The 13,994-nt window shown below is 71.1% G+C and carries 9 protein-coding genes and 1 pseudogene; 2 read left to right on the top strand and 8 right to left on the bottom strand.

What is annotated here, in order from left to right; translation table 11 throughout:
• Nucleotides 1-76: 76 nt before the first annotated feature.
• From ACH4ZX_RS19935 to ACH4ZX_RS19910, 6 genes are all read right to left on the bottom strand, one after another.
• Entirely contained in the window at nucleotides 77-259 is a 183-nt protein-coding gene (locus ACH4ZX_RS19935; RefSeq protein ID WP_360745440.1) for a hypothetical protein, read from the bottom strand.
• A gap of 127 nt (nucleotides 260-386) precedes the next feature.
• Nucleotides 387-1,340: an alpha/beta fold hydrolase gene (locus ACH4ZX_RS19930; protein WP_398274095.1), complete on the bottom strand. Its 954-nt coding sequence runs from the start codon at nucleotides 1,338-1,340 to the stop codon at nucleotides 387-389.
• On the bottom strand, nucleotides 1,337-1,831 hold the full coding sequence (locus tag ACH4ZX_RS19925; protein ID WP_398274092.1) for a phage holin family protein: 495 nt from the start codon (nucleotides 1,829-1,831) through the stop codon (nucleotides 1,337-1,339). The genes ACH4ZX_RS19930 and ACH4ZX_RS19925 overlap by 4 nt, the downstream gene beginning before the upstream one ends.
• 109 nt (nucleotides 1,832-1,940) lie before the next feature.
• Nucleotides 1,941-3,377: a Na+/H+ antiporter NhaA gene (gene nhaA / locus ACH4ZX_RS19920; RefSeq protein ID WP_398274089.1), complete on the bottom strand. Its 1,437-nt coding sequence runs from the start codon at nucleotides 3,375-3,377 to the stop codon at nucleotides 1,941-1,943.
• Between the two features lie 251 nt (nucleotides 3,378-3,628).
• Entirely contained in the window at nucleotides 3,629-5,584 is a 1,956-nt protein-coding gene (gene acs, locus ACH4ZX_RS19915; protein ID WP_398274086.1) for an acetate--CoA ligase, read from the bottom strand.
• Between the two features lie 407 nt (nucleotides 5,585-5,991).
• Complete coding sequence (locus ACH4ZX_RS19910) at nucleotides 5,992-8,679, bottom strand: SulP family inorganic anion transporter (RefSeq protein ID WP_398274083.1); 2,688 nt, start codon at nucleotides 8,677-8,679, stop codon at nucleotides 5,992-5,994.
• A gap of 342 nt (nucleotides 8,680-9,021) precedes the next feature.
• Between ACH4ZX_RS19910 and ACH4ZX_RS19905 the strand changes: the two are divergent.
• A pseudogene (locus ACH4ZX_RS19905) lies at nucleotides 9,022-10,344 on the top strand (hypothetical protein); the annotation flags it as partial.
• 53 nt (nucleotides 10,345-10,397) lie between these two features.
• Here ACH4ZX_RS19905 and ACH4ZX_RS19900 read toward each other — a convergent pair.
• On the bottom strand, nucleotides 10,398-11,378 hold the full coding sequence (locus ACH4ZX_RS19900) for an ATP-binding protein (RefSeq protein ID WP_398274080.1): 981 nt from the start codon (nucleotides 11,376-11,378) through the stop codon (nucleotides 10,398-10,400).
• Nucleotides 11,379-11,479: 101 nt separating this feature from the next.
• Here ACH4ZX_RS19900 and ACH4ZX_RS19895 point away from each other — a divergent pair, with 101 nt between their 5' ends.
• Nucleotides 11,480-12,304: an oxidoreductase gene (locus ACH4ZX_RS19895; protein ID WP_398274077.1), complete on the top strand. Its 825-nt coding sequence runs from the start codon at nucleotides 11,480-11,482 to the stop codon at nucleotides 12,302-12,304.
• Nucleotides 12,305-12,772: 468 nt separating this feature from the next.
• Here ACH4ZX_RS19895 and ACH4ZX_RS19890 read toward each other — a convergent pair whose 3' ends face one another.
• Nucleotides 12,773-13,606 (bottom strand): HAD-IB family hydrolase, encoded by an 834-nt coding sequence (locus ACH4ZX_RS19890; RefSeq protein WP_360745414.1) that lies wholly within the window; start codon nucleotides 13,604-13,606, stop codon nucleotides 12,773-12,775.
• Nucleotides 13,607-13,994: the final 388 nt, after the last annotated feature.

The raw sequence follows: 13,994 nt of genomic DNA, 5'->3' as shown, positions 1-13,994 counted from the left end.
GCCGTCAGCACGGGCCGCCTGAGCCCGTCGGCACAGGGCCGCCCGGGGCCGTCGGCACGGGGCCGCCCGGGGGCCGTCAGCCCCTCGGGTGACGCAGGCGCATCGATACCCAGCGGGCCCGGCGGCGCAGGATGCGCGGAATGCCCACCCGAGGGTCCGCACCCGGCATCTGCGGGGAGCCGCCTCGCTGGTGGGAGCTCAGACCGCCGGCCGAGCGGCGGTTGCGTGCTACGTCACTGTAGTCGTGCGTCCAGCCCATACCGGGACGTCTGCCCCTGCCCCATGGTCGATAACCGCCCCATGCGCCCCCAATTGGCCTATGCGCGAGGCAATTGGCCTTTCGGGGAACAGGCGTTCAGGTTCGGACACCGGGCGCGCAGGGACGGTCACCGATCGGGTTCGGGATCCTTCAGCCAGTTGATCAGTTCCGTGGAGAAGGCGGCCGGGTCCTCCTCGTGCGGGAAGTGCCCGAGACCGTCGAACAGCCGCCAGCGGTACGGCGCTTCGACGTACTCCCCGGAACCGGCCGCGCTGCGGATGCGCATCACGGGGTCGAGCGAGCCGTGCAGATGCAGCGTCGGCACGCGCAGCGGCCGCTTCATGCGGCGGTTGAACTGCAGGCCGTCCGGACGGGCCATCGACCGCACCATCCACCGGTACGGCTCGATCGAGCAGTGCGCCGTCGACGGGATGCACATCGCGCTGCGGTACGTCCGCAGGGCCTTGTCGTCCGGCGGGTTCGGCCCGGACCACTCGCGGATCAGCTCGGCGACGAGCGCGCCGTCGTCGGCGGTCAGCTGCCGTTCCGGGATCCAGGGGCGCTGGAACCCCCAGATGTAGGAGCCCGCGCGCGTCTGCCGCACGTCGGTGAGCATCGCCGAGCGCCAGCGCCGAGGGTGCGGCATCGACGTGACCGCGAGCCGCCGGACGAGCTTGGGGCGCATCACGGCCGCCGTCCACGCCAGGTAGCCGCCCAGGTCGTGGCCCACCAGCGCGGCGTCCGGCTCGCCGAGGGAGCGGATGACGCCGGTGATGTCCAGGGCGAGGTTCGCGGGATCGTAGCCACGGGGGGTGCGGTCGCTGCCACCGACGCCGCGCAGGTCCATGGCGACGGCCCGGAATCCGGCGTCGGCGAGCGCGGTCAGCTGGTGCCGCCACGTCCACCAGAACTGGGGAAAGCCGTGCAGCAGCAGCACCAGCGGCCCGTCGCCCACCTCGGCGATGTGGAAGCGCGCGCCGTTGGCGGCGACCTCCCGGTGCGTCCAGGGGCCGTCCGGTCGTACGACCGATGCGGGTTGCGCCGAGTGTGATTGCCCCGCAGGGGTCGAGGAGCCCGTCATGAGGATGAGCGTGCCACAGCCTCGATGGCCTTCGCGGACCGGTCCTCGAGAGCGGGTGCCTCGGGACGCGGGTGCGGCTTGGCCTTCTGCAGGACTCCCGCCGTCTCCTTCACGGAGGCGGCGACCTTCTGCGGGCCCTTGCCCTTCTGGGCCTTCTTCGCGAAGGACACGCCGACCAGCGCCAGGACGCCGGCGATCAGGACGTTCGCCGCGAAGGACAGCAGGAAGCAGACCGCGAGGTTCCAGCCGCTCCAGGTACGGATGCCGTAGGCCAGGGCGAAGTTCAGCATCGGGAGGGAGAACAGCAGCACCCCGCCGGCCACCGAGAAGGCGCCCCCGCTCACCGCGCCGCGCTTGACGTCCTGCCTGAGCTGCGCCTTGGCCAGCGCGATCTCGTCGTGCACCAGCGCCGACATCTCGGCCGTCGCCGAGGCGAACAGCTCACCGATGCTGCGTTCGGCGCCGACCGGGCTGCCGTCGGGTGCGCTCATCGCGGTCTCCCTCATCTGCCTGACTCGTCTGCCTGACTTGTCTGACGTGTCTTGCTTGCCTGACTTGCCTGACTGTTTTCCCACGGTCTTTTTGTACCGTCCCGTCAGATCATGCCGGACGGTCGCCGTCCTCGCCTGCCCCGCCCGGCACTTCGGCAAGCGCGCGTCGCTCGGCGGCCTTCAGTTCGGCGAGGCGGCGGTGCTCGGTGGCCTTGCGCTCGTATATCTCGGCCATCCGCAGGTGGTACTCCGGCTCGTCCTCCTCGTAGACGTCCGGGATGCCGTCGCGGTCCTCGTCGCGCTCCTCCGCCTCGCACAGCCTGCGGTACTTGGCGTTGCGTATCTTCAGCAGCACCGTCGCCAGCGCGGCCGCGACCAGGGAGCCCGTCAGGACGGCGGCCTTGACCTCGTCCGTCATGGTCACGTCGCCCTCGAAGGCGAGCTCGCCGATGAGCAGCGACACGGTGAAGCCGATCCCGGCCAGGGTCGCCACCGCGAACACGTCCGCCCAGGCCAGGTCCTCGCTGAGCGAGGCCCTGGTGAACCGGGCCGTCAGCCATGTGCCGCCGAAGATGCCGAGCGTCTTGCCGACGACCAGGCCGAGCACGACGCCCAGCGTCTCCGGCCGGGTGAACACGTCACCGAGCGCCTGGTGGGAGATGGTGACACCGGCGCTGAACAGCGCGAACAGCGGCACGGCCAGGCCCGCCGACAGGGGCCGTACGAGGTGCTCGATGCGTTCGCCGGGGGCGTGCTGCTCACCCTCGCGGCGGTGACAGCGCAGCATCAGGCCCATCGCGACGCCGGCGATGGTGGCGTGGACGCCGCTGTTGTACATCAGCGCCCAGATGACGACCGCGAGCGGCACGTACACGTACCAGCCGCGCACGCCCTTGCGCAGCAGCAGCCAGAACACGGCGAGACCGGCGGCCGCCCCGCCCAGCGCGGCGAAGTCGATGCTGTCGGTGAAGAAGACCGCGATGATCAGGATGGCGAAGAGGTCGTCGACGACGGCGAGCGTGAGCAGGAAGGCGCGCAGCGCGCTCGGCAGCGAGGTGCCGATGACGGCGAGCACGGCCAGCGCGAAGGCGATGTCGGTGGCCGTGGGCACCGCCCAGCCCGCGAGCGAGCCGCCGCCGGTGAGGCTGGTGAGCGTGTAGACGAGTGCGGGTGCGGCCATGCCGCACAGGGCCGCCACGACGGGCAGCGCGGCGGCCCTGGGGTCCCGCAGGTCGCCCGCGACGAGTTCGCGCTTGAGTTCGATGCCGGCGACGAAGAAGAAGATCGCCAGGAGTCCGTCGGCGGCCCAGTGCTGGACCGACAGATTCAGGCCGAGGGATCCGGGGCCGAGGTGGAAGTGGCCGACGCTCTGGTAGCTGTCGTGCAGTGCGGGGATGTTCGCCCAGAGCAGGGCCGCGATCGCGGCGAGGAGCAGCAGTACACCGCCGACCGTCTCGGTGCGCAGGGCTTCCGCGACGAAGTTCCGCTCGGGCAGGGACAGGCGTCCGAAGGCCTTGCGGGTACGAGAGGTGCGGGGCGGGGTCAAGGGGGAACCTCCGGGGCGGTGGGCAGGACGGGACCGCTTGCCGACCAGACTTCCCGGCGCACCTGCAGGATCACGCGTGTTTTGCTTAGTTTACCTAATCTGCCGGAGGGGGCCCGGCTCATCCCACGGTAGGCGCGAAAAGGGCATCCGGCACGCCGGTGCCGGATGCCCTTCCTTCGCGGACGATGTCCTACGCCCGCTGTCGATTTTCTTGTCCGCGGACGACCGCTCGGTCCTCGCTCAGTCCCCGCTCAGTCCTCGCTGGAGGACGCCGGCAGCTTGGCCTGGATGAGGTCCATCACCGTGGAGTCGGTGAGCGTGGTGACGTCTCCGAGCTGGCGGTTCTCGGCGACGTCGCGCAGCAGGCGGCGCATGATCTTGCCGGAGCGGGTCTTGGGCAGCTCCGCCACGGGCAGGATGCGCTTCGGCTTGGCGATCGGGCCGAGCGTGGCGCCGACGTGGTTGCGCAGTTCGGCGACCAGGTCCTCCGTCTCCGCCGCCGTGCCGCGCAGGATCACGAAGGCGACGATCGCCTGCCCGGTCGTCTCGTCGGTCGCGCCGACGACGGCCGCCTCGGCGACGGACGGGTGCGACACCAGCGCCGACTCGACCTCCGTGGTGGAGATGTTGTGCCCGGACACGAGCATCACGTCGTCCACGCGCCCGAGGAGCCAGATGTCCCCGTCGTCGTCCTTCTTCGCTCCGTCGCCGGCGAAGTACTTGCCCTCGAAGCGGGACCAGTACGTGTCGATGAACCGCTGGTCGTCGCCCCAGATGGTGCGCAGCATCGACGGCCACGGCTCGGTCAGGACCAGGTAGCCGCCACCGCCGTTCGGCACCTCGTTGGCCTCGTCGTCCACGACGGTGGCGGAGATGCCCGGCAGCGGGGTCTGCGCGGAGCCCGGCTTGGCCGGGGTCACGCCCGGCAGCGGCGAGATCATCATCGCGCCGGTCTCGGTCTGCCACCAGGTGTCCACGACCGGGGTGCGGTCGGCGCCGATGTTCTTGCGGTACCAGATCCACGCCTCGGGGTTGATCGGCTCGCCCACGGAGCCGAGCACGCGCAGCGACGACAGGTCGAACTTCGCGGGGATGTCGTCGCCCCACTTCATGAACGTGCGGATCGCCGTCGGCGCGGTGTACAGGATCGTCACGCCGTACTTCTGCACGATCTCCCAGAAGCGGCCCTGGTGCGGGGTGTCCGGCGTGCCCTCGTACATGACCTGCGTCGCGCCGTTGGCCAGCGGCCCGTAGACGATGTAGGAGTGCCCGGTGACCCAGCCGACGTCGGCGGTGCACCAGTACACGTCCGTCTCGGGCTTCAGGTCGAAGACGGCCCAGTGGGTGTACGCGGTCTGGGTGAGGTAGCCGCCGGAGGTGTGCAGGATGCCCTTCGGCTTCCCCGTCGTACCGGACGTGTACAGGATGAACAGCGGGTGCTCCGCCTCGAACGCCTCCGGCGTGTGCTCGGCCGGCTGGCGGTCGACCACCTCGTGCCACCACACGTCCCGGCCCTCGGTCCAGGCGACCTCCTGGCCGGTGCGGCGGACGACCAGCACGTGCTCGACGTTGTCCACGCGCGAGACCGCCTCGTCGACGGCCGGCTTGAGCGCGGACGGCTTGCCGCGGCGGAAGCCGCCGTCGGAGGTGATGACCACGCGGGCGTCGGCGTCCTGGATGCGGGTGGCGAGCGCGTCCGCCGAGAAGCCGCCGAAGACGACCGAGTGCGCGGCGCCGATGCGGGCGCAGGCCAGCATCGCGATCGCGGTCTCCGGGATCATCGGCATGTAGACGGCGACCCGGTCGCCCTTGCGTACGCCCAGCTCCAGCAGGGCGTGCGCGGCCCGGGAGACCTCGTCCTTCAGCTCGGCGTAGGTGATCGCGCGGCTGTCGCCGGGCTCGCCCTCGAAGTGGATGGCGACCCGGTCGCCGTGCCCGGCCTCCACATGGCGGTCGACGCAGTTGTACGCGACGTTCAGCTCGCCGTCCTTGAACCACTTGGCGAACGGCGGGTTAGACCAGTCCAGTGTCTCGGTCGGCTCCTTGACCCAGCTCAGCCGACGGGCCTGCGCGGCCCAGAAGCCGAGCCTGTCAGCCTTGGCCTGTTCGTACGCCTCTGCCGTGACGTTGGCGTTCGCGGCCAGGTCAGCGGGCGGCGCGAAGCGTCGCTCCTCCTTCAAGAGGTTGGCCAGGCTTTCGTTGCTCACGACATCTCCCTTTCCCAGGGTGTCCGTTGTGTCCCAGGCCACAGCTCATCAGAGCCGGGGGCCGATGACAAGGGCCGACCGGAAATTGGTGTAGACCTTTGCTGGGCATTTCCGGCCGTCGAGTCATCCGTACCCACGGACGCCGACCGGGCCGAGTTCAGCCGTGTGCCGCGGCTCTCACATCGTGGTCCGCCGCCGGCGCGCGGGCGCCGACGGCGGCCTTCGCCCGTCGTGCCGCGTCGTGCCGCGTCGTGCCGCGTCATGGTGTGCCGTGAGTGCCACGCCGTGCCGTGCGCCGTGCCGTGCCGTGGCGAGCGGGCGCGGCACGATACCGCGGGTGTGCGGCCTGCCGGGGGTGTGCGGCGCGGGTCGCTCGGACTGCACACCCGCGGGGACTCGGTGTCGGCTCAGACGGACACCTCCGCCGTCCCCACGCGGCCGAACACCGTGCCGCCCTCGTTCGCCGCCGTGAGCAGGTACGCCTGCGCCTCGCCCACGTGGAAGTACATGCCGTGCAGCTCCAGCGCACCTGCCCGCAGGGCGCGGGCCACGGACTCGTGGGCCCGCAGGTGCCGCAGTTGCTGGACGACATTGGTCAGGCAGAGCTGTTCGACCGCGTCGGCCGGCGCCCGGTCGGCGAGCCGGGGCCAGGACCGGCTGTCCTCGGACATGCGCTCCAGGCTCGGCAGCCCGTGCCGCAGCCACCGCTTGAGCGGTGTCGGCGCGCCCCCGGGCTCGGAGCCGAGCAGGGCCTGCATGGCCCCGCACCCGGAGTGCCCGCACACCGTGACGGACCGCACCTTCAGCACGTCCACCGCGTACTCGATGGCGGCCGCCACCGAGTCGTCGCCGCTCTCCTCACCGGGCAGGGGGACGAGGTTGCCCACGTTGCGTACGACGAACAGGTCGCCGGGACCACTGGAGGTGATCATGGACGTGACCAGCCGTGAGTCGGCGCACGTGAGGAAGAGCTGGGACGGCCGCTGCCCTTCCCGGGCCAGCCGGGCCAGCTCGCCTCGGACGAGCGGCGCGGTGTTCGTCTGGAAGGCGCTGATGCCGCGCGCCAGCTGGCTTCTGCTGGGGCCGTGAAGGCGACCCCCCGGCCCGGCGAGATCCTCGGGGCCGCCGGATCCGCCGGATCCGCCGGGCTCGCCGGAGGCCACGGGCCCGCCTGACTCGCCGGGTCTGCCGGGCTCCCGGGAAGTGGCGGGTTCTCCGGAAGCGGCGGGTTCTCCGGAAGCGGCGGGTTCTCCGGAGGCAGCGGGGTGCCCGGCAGGCGTCCCGGTGTCTTCGGCGGGCGGCCCTGCGGCCCCGTCGGGCGTCGCCGGCTCCCCGGTGGGCGGTGGGGTCGGCGGACGGTGGCACTGGTGGTTGCGCCAGGGCGTCCAGGGACGGCAGCGGCAGACGGGGGAGCCGGGCAAGCCGGGCGAGCCGGGGGAATCGGAAGAGGCGGCGAGCTCGATGGGACCGTCGGGGCCGTCGACGAGCCCGGTGAGCTGCGTGGTGCCCGTGTCGCCGGACAACCGGGCGGGATTCCCCGGCTCGGCGATCGTGACCCCGGCCCGGCGGCCGGTCAGCTCTACGGTGCCGCCCTGCGCGGTGTGCGTGTTCCGCCAGTCCTGCAGTGATTCGTACGCCGCGTGGTCCATGAATGAGCCGTCCAGTTCCACAACGGCGCAGGCGCCCGCGGGCACGAGGTGCAGCGCCCGGCTGAGCCGTGGCACGGCGAGGAACGTCAGCGCTCCCCGGACGCGTACGTGGTGGGCTCCCTCCTTCTCCTCGTGCGTGATGCGGGTGCGGGCGAGACGGTGCAGGGCGACGGCGACGGCCACGGCGATCCCCAGCGCCACGCCCTGCAGGACGTTGAGGAAGACCACGCCGAGTGTGGTGACGACATACACCAGCACCTCGCGGTGGCGGGTCACCGCGCGGATGTGGTGCAGGGACACCATCTGGATGCCGACGGCCATCACCAGCGCGGCGAGCGCGGCGAGCGGGATGAACTCGAGGACCGGGACCATCAGCAGCGTGGCGGCCACTACGAGAACGCCGTGCAGCGTCGTGGAGTTCCGGCTGACGGCGCCCGCGTTCACGTTCGCCGTGCTGCGCACGGCCACGCCCGCGACCGGCAGTCCGCCGAGCGCGCCGGAGACCATGTTGGCGGCGCCCTGGCCGAGCAGTTCGCGGTCCAGGTCGGAGCGGCCGACGCGGCCGGCCAGGCCGGGGCGGGAGGCGACGAGTTTGTCGACGGCGACCGCGCCGAGCAGCGACTGCACGCTGCACACCAGCGTGATCGTCAGGACCGCGGCGACCAGGCCGAGCACCGGGCCCTCGGGCATCCCGGCGAGGGCGTGGCTGCCCCAGGACGGCAGGTCGACTCTGGGCAGGGCGAGTCCGCTGAGCGAGGCGGTCGCGGTGGCGCAGGCGACGGCGACGAGCGCGGCCGGGACCGTGCGCAGCAGGCGTCCCGGTCGGCCGGGGATGCGTGGCCAGAGCAGCAGCAGGGTCAGGGTCAGCGCGCTCACCGACATGGCCGCGGGATCCAGCCGGGCCAGCTGGGCGGGCAGGGCGGCGAGGTTGTCGGGGACGGAGCTCTGCGGGGTGCCGCCGAGGACGATGTGCAACTGGGCGACGGCGATGGTGACGCCGATGCCGGCCAGCATGCCGTGCACGATGGCGGGGCTGACGGCGAGGGCGGTGCGCGCCACGCGCAGGCAGCCCAGGCCGAGCTGGGCGAGCCCGGCCAGGACCGTGACGGCGCAGGTCGTCCGCCAGCCGTAGCGGTGGATGAGGTCGGCGGTGACCACGGTGAGTCCGGCGGCGGGTCCGCTGACCTGGAGCGGGGAGCCGCCGAGCCGTCCGACGACGATGCCGCCGACCGCGGCGGCGACGAGGCCGGCCTGGAGCGGGGCCCCGGTGGCCAGGGCGATGCCCAGGGACAGGGGCAGGGCGATCAGGAAGACCGCGATCGAGGCGGACACATCGGCGCCCGCGACGCGGAAGCGGCGGTGCGGGCCCGACGGCGGGCTGTGGGGCTGGTGGTGGCGCTCGGACCGAGTCGAGTCGGTGGCGCGGGTGGGGGCGCAGGCTGACATGTTCCCGTCTCCTCCGGGGCAGCGCGGTCGCGGATGGGGTGGGCCCCCGTCCATGGCGGGGGTTGGGGTCGGGGTCGCGGCCGTGGGTCACGGCGTGCAGTGGCGGGATGATTCAACGTTCGGTAAACGAATCGTAATTCAGAGTAAAGGGCGAGAGTGTACATTTCTGGCAAATGGGCTAGATGGCCACTCGAATGAGTGAAGCGGTTATTCGATCGGCTTGTCATACAAACTCCTTCTCGGCCTCGTGCGACCTTGGCGGCGCTGTCGGCATTTCCGGCATATCGCCAGAAATGGCCCCCGTCAGCGTTGGCCTGAGAGAAGGAAGAAGGTGGGCGGAACATGGCCGCCACCCAGAGGATCGCCGCGGGCGCCCTGATCGCCGCGGCCTGTGCCGCATCGCTCGCCGGTTGCGCGACCGGCTCCCCCGTCCCCAGGGCAGGCGCCCCCGGACCGCAGAACGCCAAGCCCGCCGCACAGAACACCGGACCCGCCGCGCAGAACGCCCAGCCCTCCGCGCGGAACACCGGGCCCGCCCCGGCCCCCGCGCCCAGGAGCGCCGTCCGTCTGATCGGCGACGGCTCCACCGCATACACCGGAGCGCAGCCGCACCTGCCCCGGCCCGAGCGGCTCAAGCCCGGTCAGAAGCCCCCGCAGTTCGTCGTCTTCTCCTGGGACGGGGCGGGCGAGGACAGCCAGAAGCTGTTCTCCCGCTTCCGCGCGGTCGCCAAGGCGAACCACGCGACGATGACGTACTTCCTCAGCGGCGTCTACATGCTGCCCGAGGACAAACGCGACCTGTACCGGCCGCCGCACCACTCACCGGGCCGCTCCGACATCGGCTTCAACGACACCAAGGGCATCGCCGACACCGTCGAGCAGCTGCGCCGGGCGTGGCTGGAGGGCAACGAGATCGGCACCCACTTCAACGGCCACTTCTGCGGCAAGGGCGGCGGGGTCGGCGAGTGGTCGGTGGAGGACTGGAAGAGCGAGATCGCGCAGGCCAAGCAGTTCGTGAAGTCCTGGAAGACCAACGCCGGCCTGAAGAACGCGGCCCCGCTGCCCTTCGACTACGACAAGGAGCTCGTCGGCGCCCGCACCCCCTGCCTCGAAGGTCAGCGGAACTTCATGAAGGCCGCCCGCGAGCTGGGCTTCCGCTACGACACCAGCGGCGTCAACACCCAGCTCTGGCCGGGGAAGAAGGAAGGCCTGTGGGACCTGTCGATGCAGCTGGTGCCCGTCCCCGGACACTCCTACGAGCAGCTCACCATGGACTACAACTTCATGGTCAACCAGTCCGGCACGCGGACCCAGGGCAACCCCGCCAAGTACCGCTTCTGGGGCGATCAGATGCGTGACGGCCTGCTCAAGGGCTTCAACCGGGCCTACCGCGGCAACCGCGCGCCCTTGATCCTCGGCAACCACTTCGAGTCCTGGAACGGCGGCACCTACATGCGCGCCGTCGAGCAGGTCATCGAGACCGTCTGCAACAAGCCCGACGTGCGCTGCGTGTCCTTCCGGCAGCTGGCCGACTGGCTGGACGCCCAGGACCCGCGGACCCTGGAGGCGCTGCGCTCCCTGCAGGTGGGCGAAGCTCCGGCGCAGGGCTGGGCGTCCTTCCCGGCGGGCCGCCGCGCGCCGGCGCCGAAGGGCGTGCCCGGCGCGCGGCGGCCGGACGCTAGCCGGCGCCGCCGTCACGCGGAGGCCCGGCGCCGCCGTCACACGGAGGCGGTGACCCCCTCGCCCAGCACGAACCCGGGGTCGACCTGCGCCGCCAGGTCGGCCCCAGTGCGCGCGTTGCCCCACGAGGACGCGTTCTTCAGGTGGAAGTGCACCATCTGGCGCGTGTAGCGCTCCCAGTCGCGCAGTTCGTACGTCGCGTCGGCGGCGGCCTGAAGCGTGCGCAGGGCCTGCCGGTCGGCGTCCGCAAGGGACTCGAACCGGGGCGGGCGGCCCTTCTCCATGGCGCGCACCCAGTCCGAGTGCCCGACGGTCACCAGCAGGTCGTCCCCGGCCTCGGCGCGCAGGAAGTCGAGGTCGTCGGGGCCCTGCACCTTGTTGCCGACGACCTTCAGCGCGACGCCGAAGTCGCGGGCGTACTCCTTGTACTGGCGGTAGACGGAGACCCCCTTCCGGGTCGGCTCGGCGACGAGGAACGTGATGTCGAAGCGGGTGAACATGCCGGAGGCGAAGGAGTCCGAGCCCGCCGTCATGTCCACCACGACGTACTCGCCCTGCCCGTCCACCAGGTGGTTCAGGCACAGCTCCACCGCCCCCGTCTTGGAGTGGTAGCAGGCGACTCCGAGGTCGGCGTCCGTGAAGGGGCCCGTGACCATCAGGCGGACGGCACCGTCGTCCAGCTCCACCGGCCGCGCGCAGGCGTCGTACACCGGGTTGTCCTCGCACACCCGCAGCAGCCGGGAGCCTTCGCCGGGCGGAGTCGTCTTGATCATCGTCTCGCTGGAGGTGATGCGCGGGTTGGAGCCGCGCAGGTAGTCCTTGATCAGCGGCAGCCGGTCGCCCATCGCGGGCAGCGCCGCGGCCTCAGCCTCGTCCAGGCCGAGTGCGGCGCCCAGGTGCTGGTTGATGTCGGCGTCGACGGCGAGGACGGGCGCGCCGGTCGTCGCGAGATGGCGGATGAAGAGGGAGGACAGGGTCGTCTTGCCGCTGCCGCCCTTTCCGACGAAAGCAATTTTCATGTTCACGAAGCGTAGTGAATCAGTGACTCAATGTGCGGGTCGGACGTGAAGAAGACCACTCCATCGTGGGGTCCGCCACCGGGGTGCGTAGGGTCGTACCCATGAGTACGACAGGCGCGACCGCCGATCCGCTCGCATCCCTGGGCTCGCTGCCCGGAGTGGCTGATTCCGTGGAGTCCGTGCGCAAGGCTGTGGACCGGGTCTACGGGCACCGGATCATGCGGCGACGCAGCAACGAGATCACCTCCGAGGCGGCGCTGCGCGGCGCCCGCGGTTCCGCGGCGCTGTCCGGAGCCGACTGGGCCCTCGAAGAGGTGCGCCGCCGCACCGACTTCAGCACCGACGACGAGGCGCGCGTCATGGGCGCCGCCCTGCGGCTGACCGCGGAGGCCGGCCAACTGCTGTCCATCTGGCGGCAGTCCCCCCTCAGGGTGCTGGCCCGGCTGCACCTGGTGGCCTCCGCCGGCCACGAGGACGAGGTCGGACGGCCGCGTCGGGACGGCGAGCCGGTCCATGAGCCGCTCGTCGAACTGCCGCTGTCGAGCGCCGCCGAGGTGAACGGCCGGCTGGAGGGCCTGTCCGAGCTGATCATCGCCGGGAGCTCCGCCCCGGCCCTGGTGACGGCCGCCGTCGTGCACGGCGAACTCCTCGCGCTGCGCCCCTTCGTCTCCCACAACGGCCTCGTCGCGCGCACGGCCGAGCGCATCGTCCTGGTGGGCAGCGGTCTGGACCCGAAGTCCGTCTGCCCCGCCGAGGTCGGCCACGCCGAACTGGGCGGCGAGGCGTATCTGCGGGCGCTCGAGGGGTATGTCTCCGGCACCCCGGAGGGGGTGGCCGCCTGGATCGCCCACTGCGGCAGGGCGGTGGAACTCGGCGCGCGCGAGTCGACGGCCGTGTGCGAGGCTCTGCAGCGCGGCGCGGCGTAAACGCCGCACAAGAAAGCGCGAGAAGGCACAAGAAGGCGCGACAAAGCACGAGCGGTGCGAGAAAGTACGAGAAAAGTACGAGAAGAACGGCCCTCCGCAGGGAGGGCCGACGCAGAGGTGCGGCGGTACGAGTTCTCGCACCGCCGCTGGCATGCGCACCGAGTTACCAAGCGTCCTCGATATTTCGCCCATCAGGTCGGGGACTTGGCCCGTCACCTGGTGCGGCTGGCCCGTAATCGACGGGTCGACGTCGCGTGGGTGCTCGGTGAGCATGCTCGGTCCGTAAGGCCGTTTGCGTGAAGACGATCCTTTCGGATGACTCTGGTCTCGCGGGCCGTTAAGTCATTTGTACTCCAGCGCCCCGGTAAGCGGAACCCGCTGTTCGCCGTTCTTTCCGATCGATTCGGTCGGCGGTTCCGATAGACCAGGCAGGTCAGGCAGACCAGGCACCTCAGGCGGACGGACACCTCAGGCCGGTGTAGCCCGGCGCCGGCTCGCGTACCAGACGAGGCCCGCCGTGGCCGCCGCGGCGCCTATGGCCGCCGCCGCGACCAGTGCCGGGCGGGGTGGCACGGACAGTCCGGGAAAGCGTTGCTTGAGCCGGACCGGCCGATGGAAGTCGAGAATCGGCCACCCTTGCGCCAGGGCCTCCCGCCGCAGCGCCCGGTCCGGGTTCACGGCGTGCGGGTGGCCGACGGCCCGCAGCATCGGCAGGTCGGTCGCGGAGTCGCTGTAGGCGTAGCAGCGGGCCAGGTCGTACCCCTCGGACTCGGCCAGCTCCTTGATGGCCTCGGCCTTCGTCGGGCCGTACGCGTAGTACTCCACCTCTCCGGTGAAGCAGCCGTCCTCGCCCACGACCATACGGGTCGCCACCACGCGGTCAGCGCCGAGCAGTTCACCGATCGGCTCCACCACCTCCGCGCCCGAGGTGGACACGATCACGACATCGCGGCCGGCGGTGTGGTGCTCCTCGATGAGGGAGGCGGCCTCGTCGTAGATGATCGGGTCGATCAGGTCGTGCAGGGTTTCGGCGACGATCTCCTTGACCTGCTGGACGTTCCAGCCGCGGCACAGCGCGGACAGGTACTCGCGCATGCGCTCCATCTGGTCGTGGTCGGCGCCCCCGGCGAGGAAGACGAACTGGGCGTATGCGGTACGCAAGGCGGCCCTGCGGTTGATCAGCCCGCCTTGATAGAACGACTTGCTGAAGGTGAGCGTGCTCGACTTCGCAATGACCGTCTTGTCCAGGTCAAAGAAGGCCGCTGTGCGGGGCAAGGAGTGGTTTTCCACAACCCTGAGCATAGGCGCAGCCCATTCGGCGTAAGGTGGGGCGCGTGGGTTTGCCTGAGAAGGCTCTCGGGTACACCATGGAAGTCACGGATCGTTCGCGACCGTGCTAACCCGGTCCGACTCCTCCCCCCCCCCCCCCGAGTCGGCCGTGGGGACGACCCCCGCTCTCCCCCCCGGCGGGGGTCGTCGCATGTCCGGACGGGTTTTTCCTCTCTCCCCGCGGTCGGGTGACCGCTCCGAGGCGGCTGCGGCCGCCTCGTTCGCATGCCCATGATTCGTCACTGTACGTAGTCGTCGGAGAGCGCTGTGGAAGTCGCGCAAGGGCTGGTACGGACCACGCCGACGGGTGACGGCGATATTCACAACCACCGGGTTGTCCACAGTTTTCGACCAAGATCCG

Origin of the sequence: Streptomyces sp. NPDC020490, assembly GCF_044335305.1 — a bacterium.
Classification (GTDB): Bacteria; Actinomycetota; Actinomycetes; order Streptomycetales; family Streptomycetaceae; genus Streptomyces.
The sequence above is the reverse complement of the archived record's forward strand: the minus strand, read 5'-3'. Positions and strand labels throughout refer to the sequence as shown.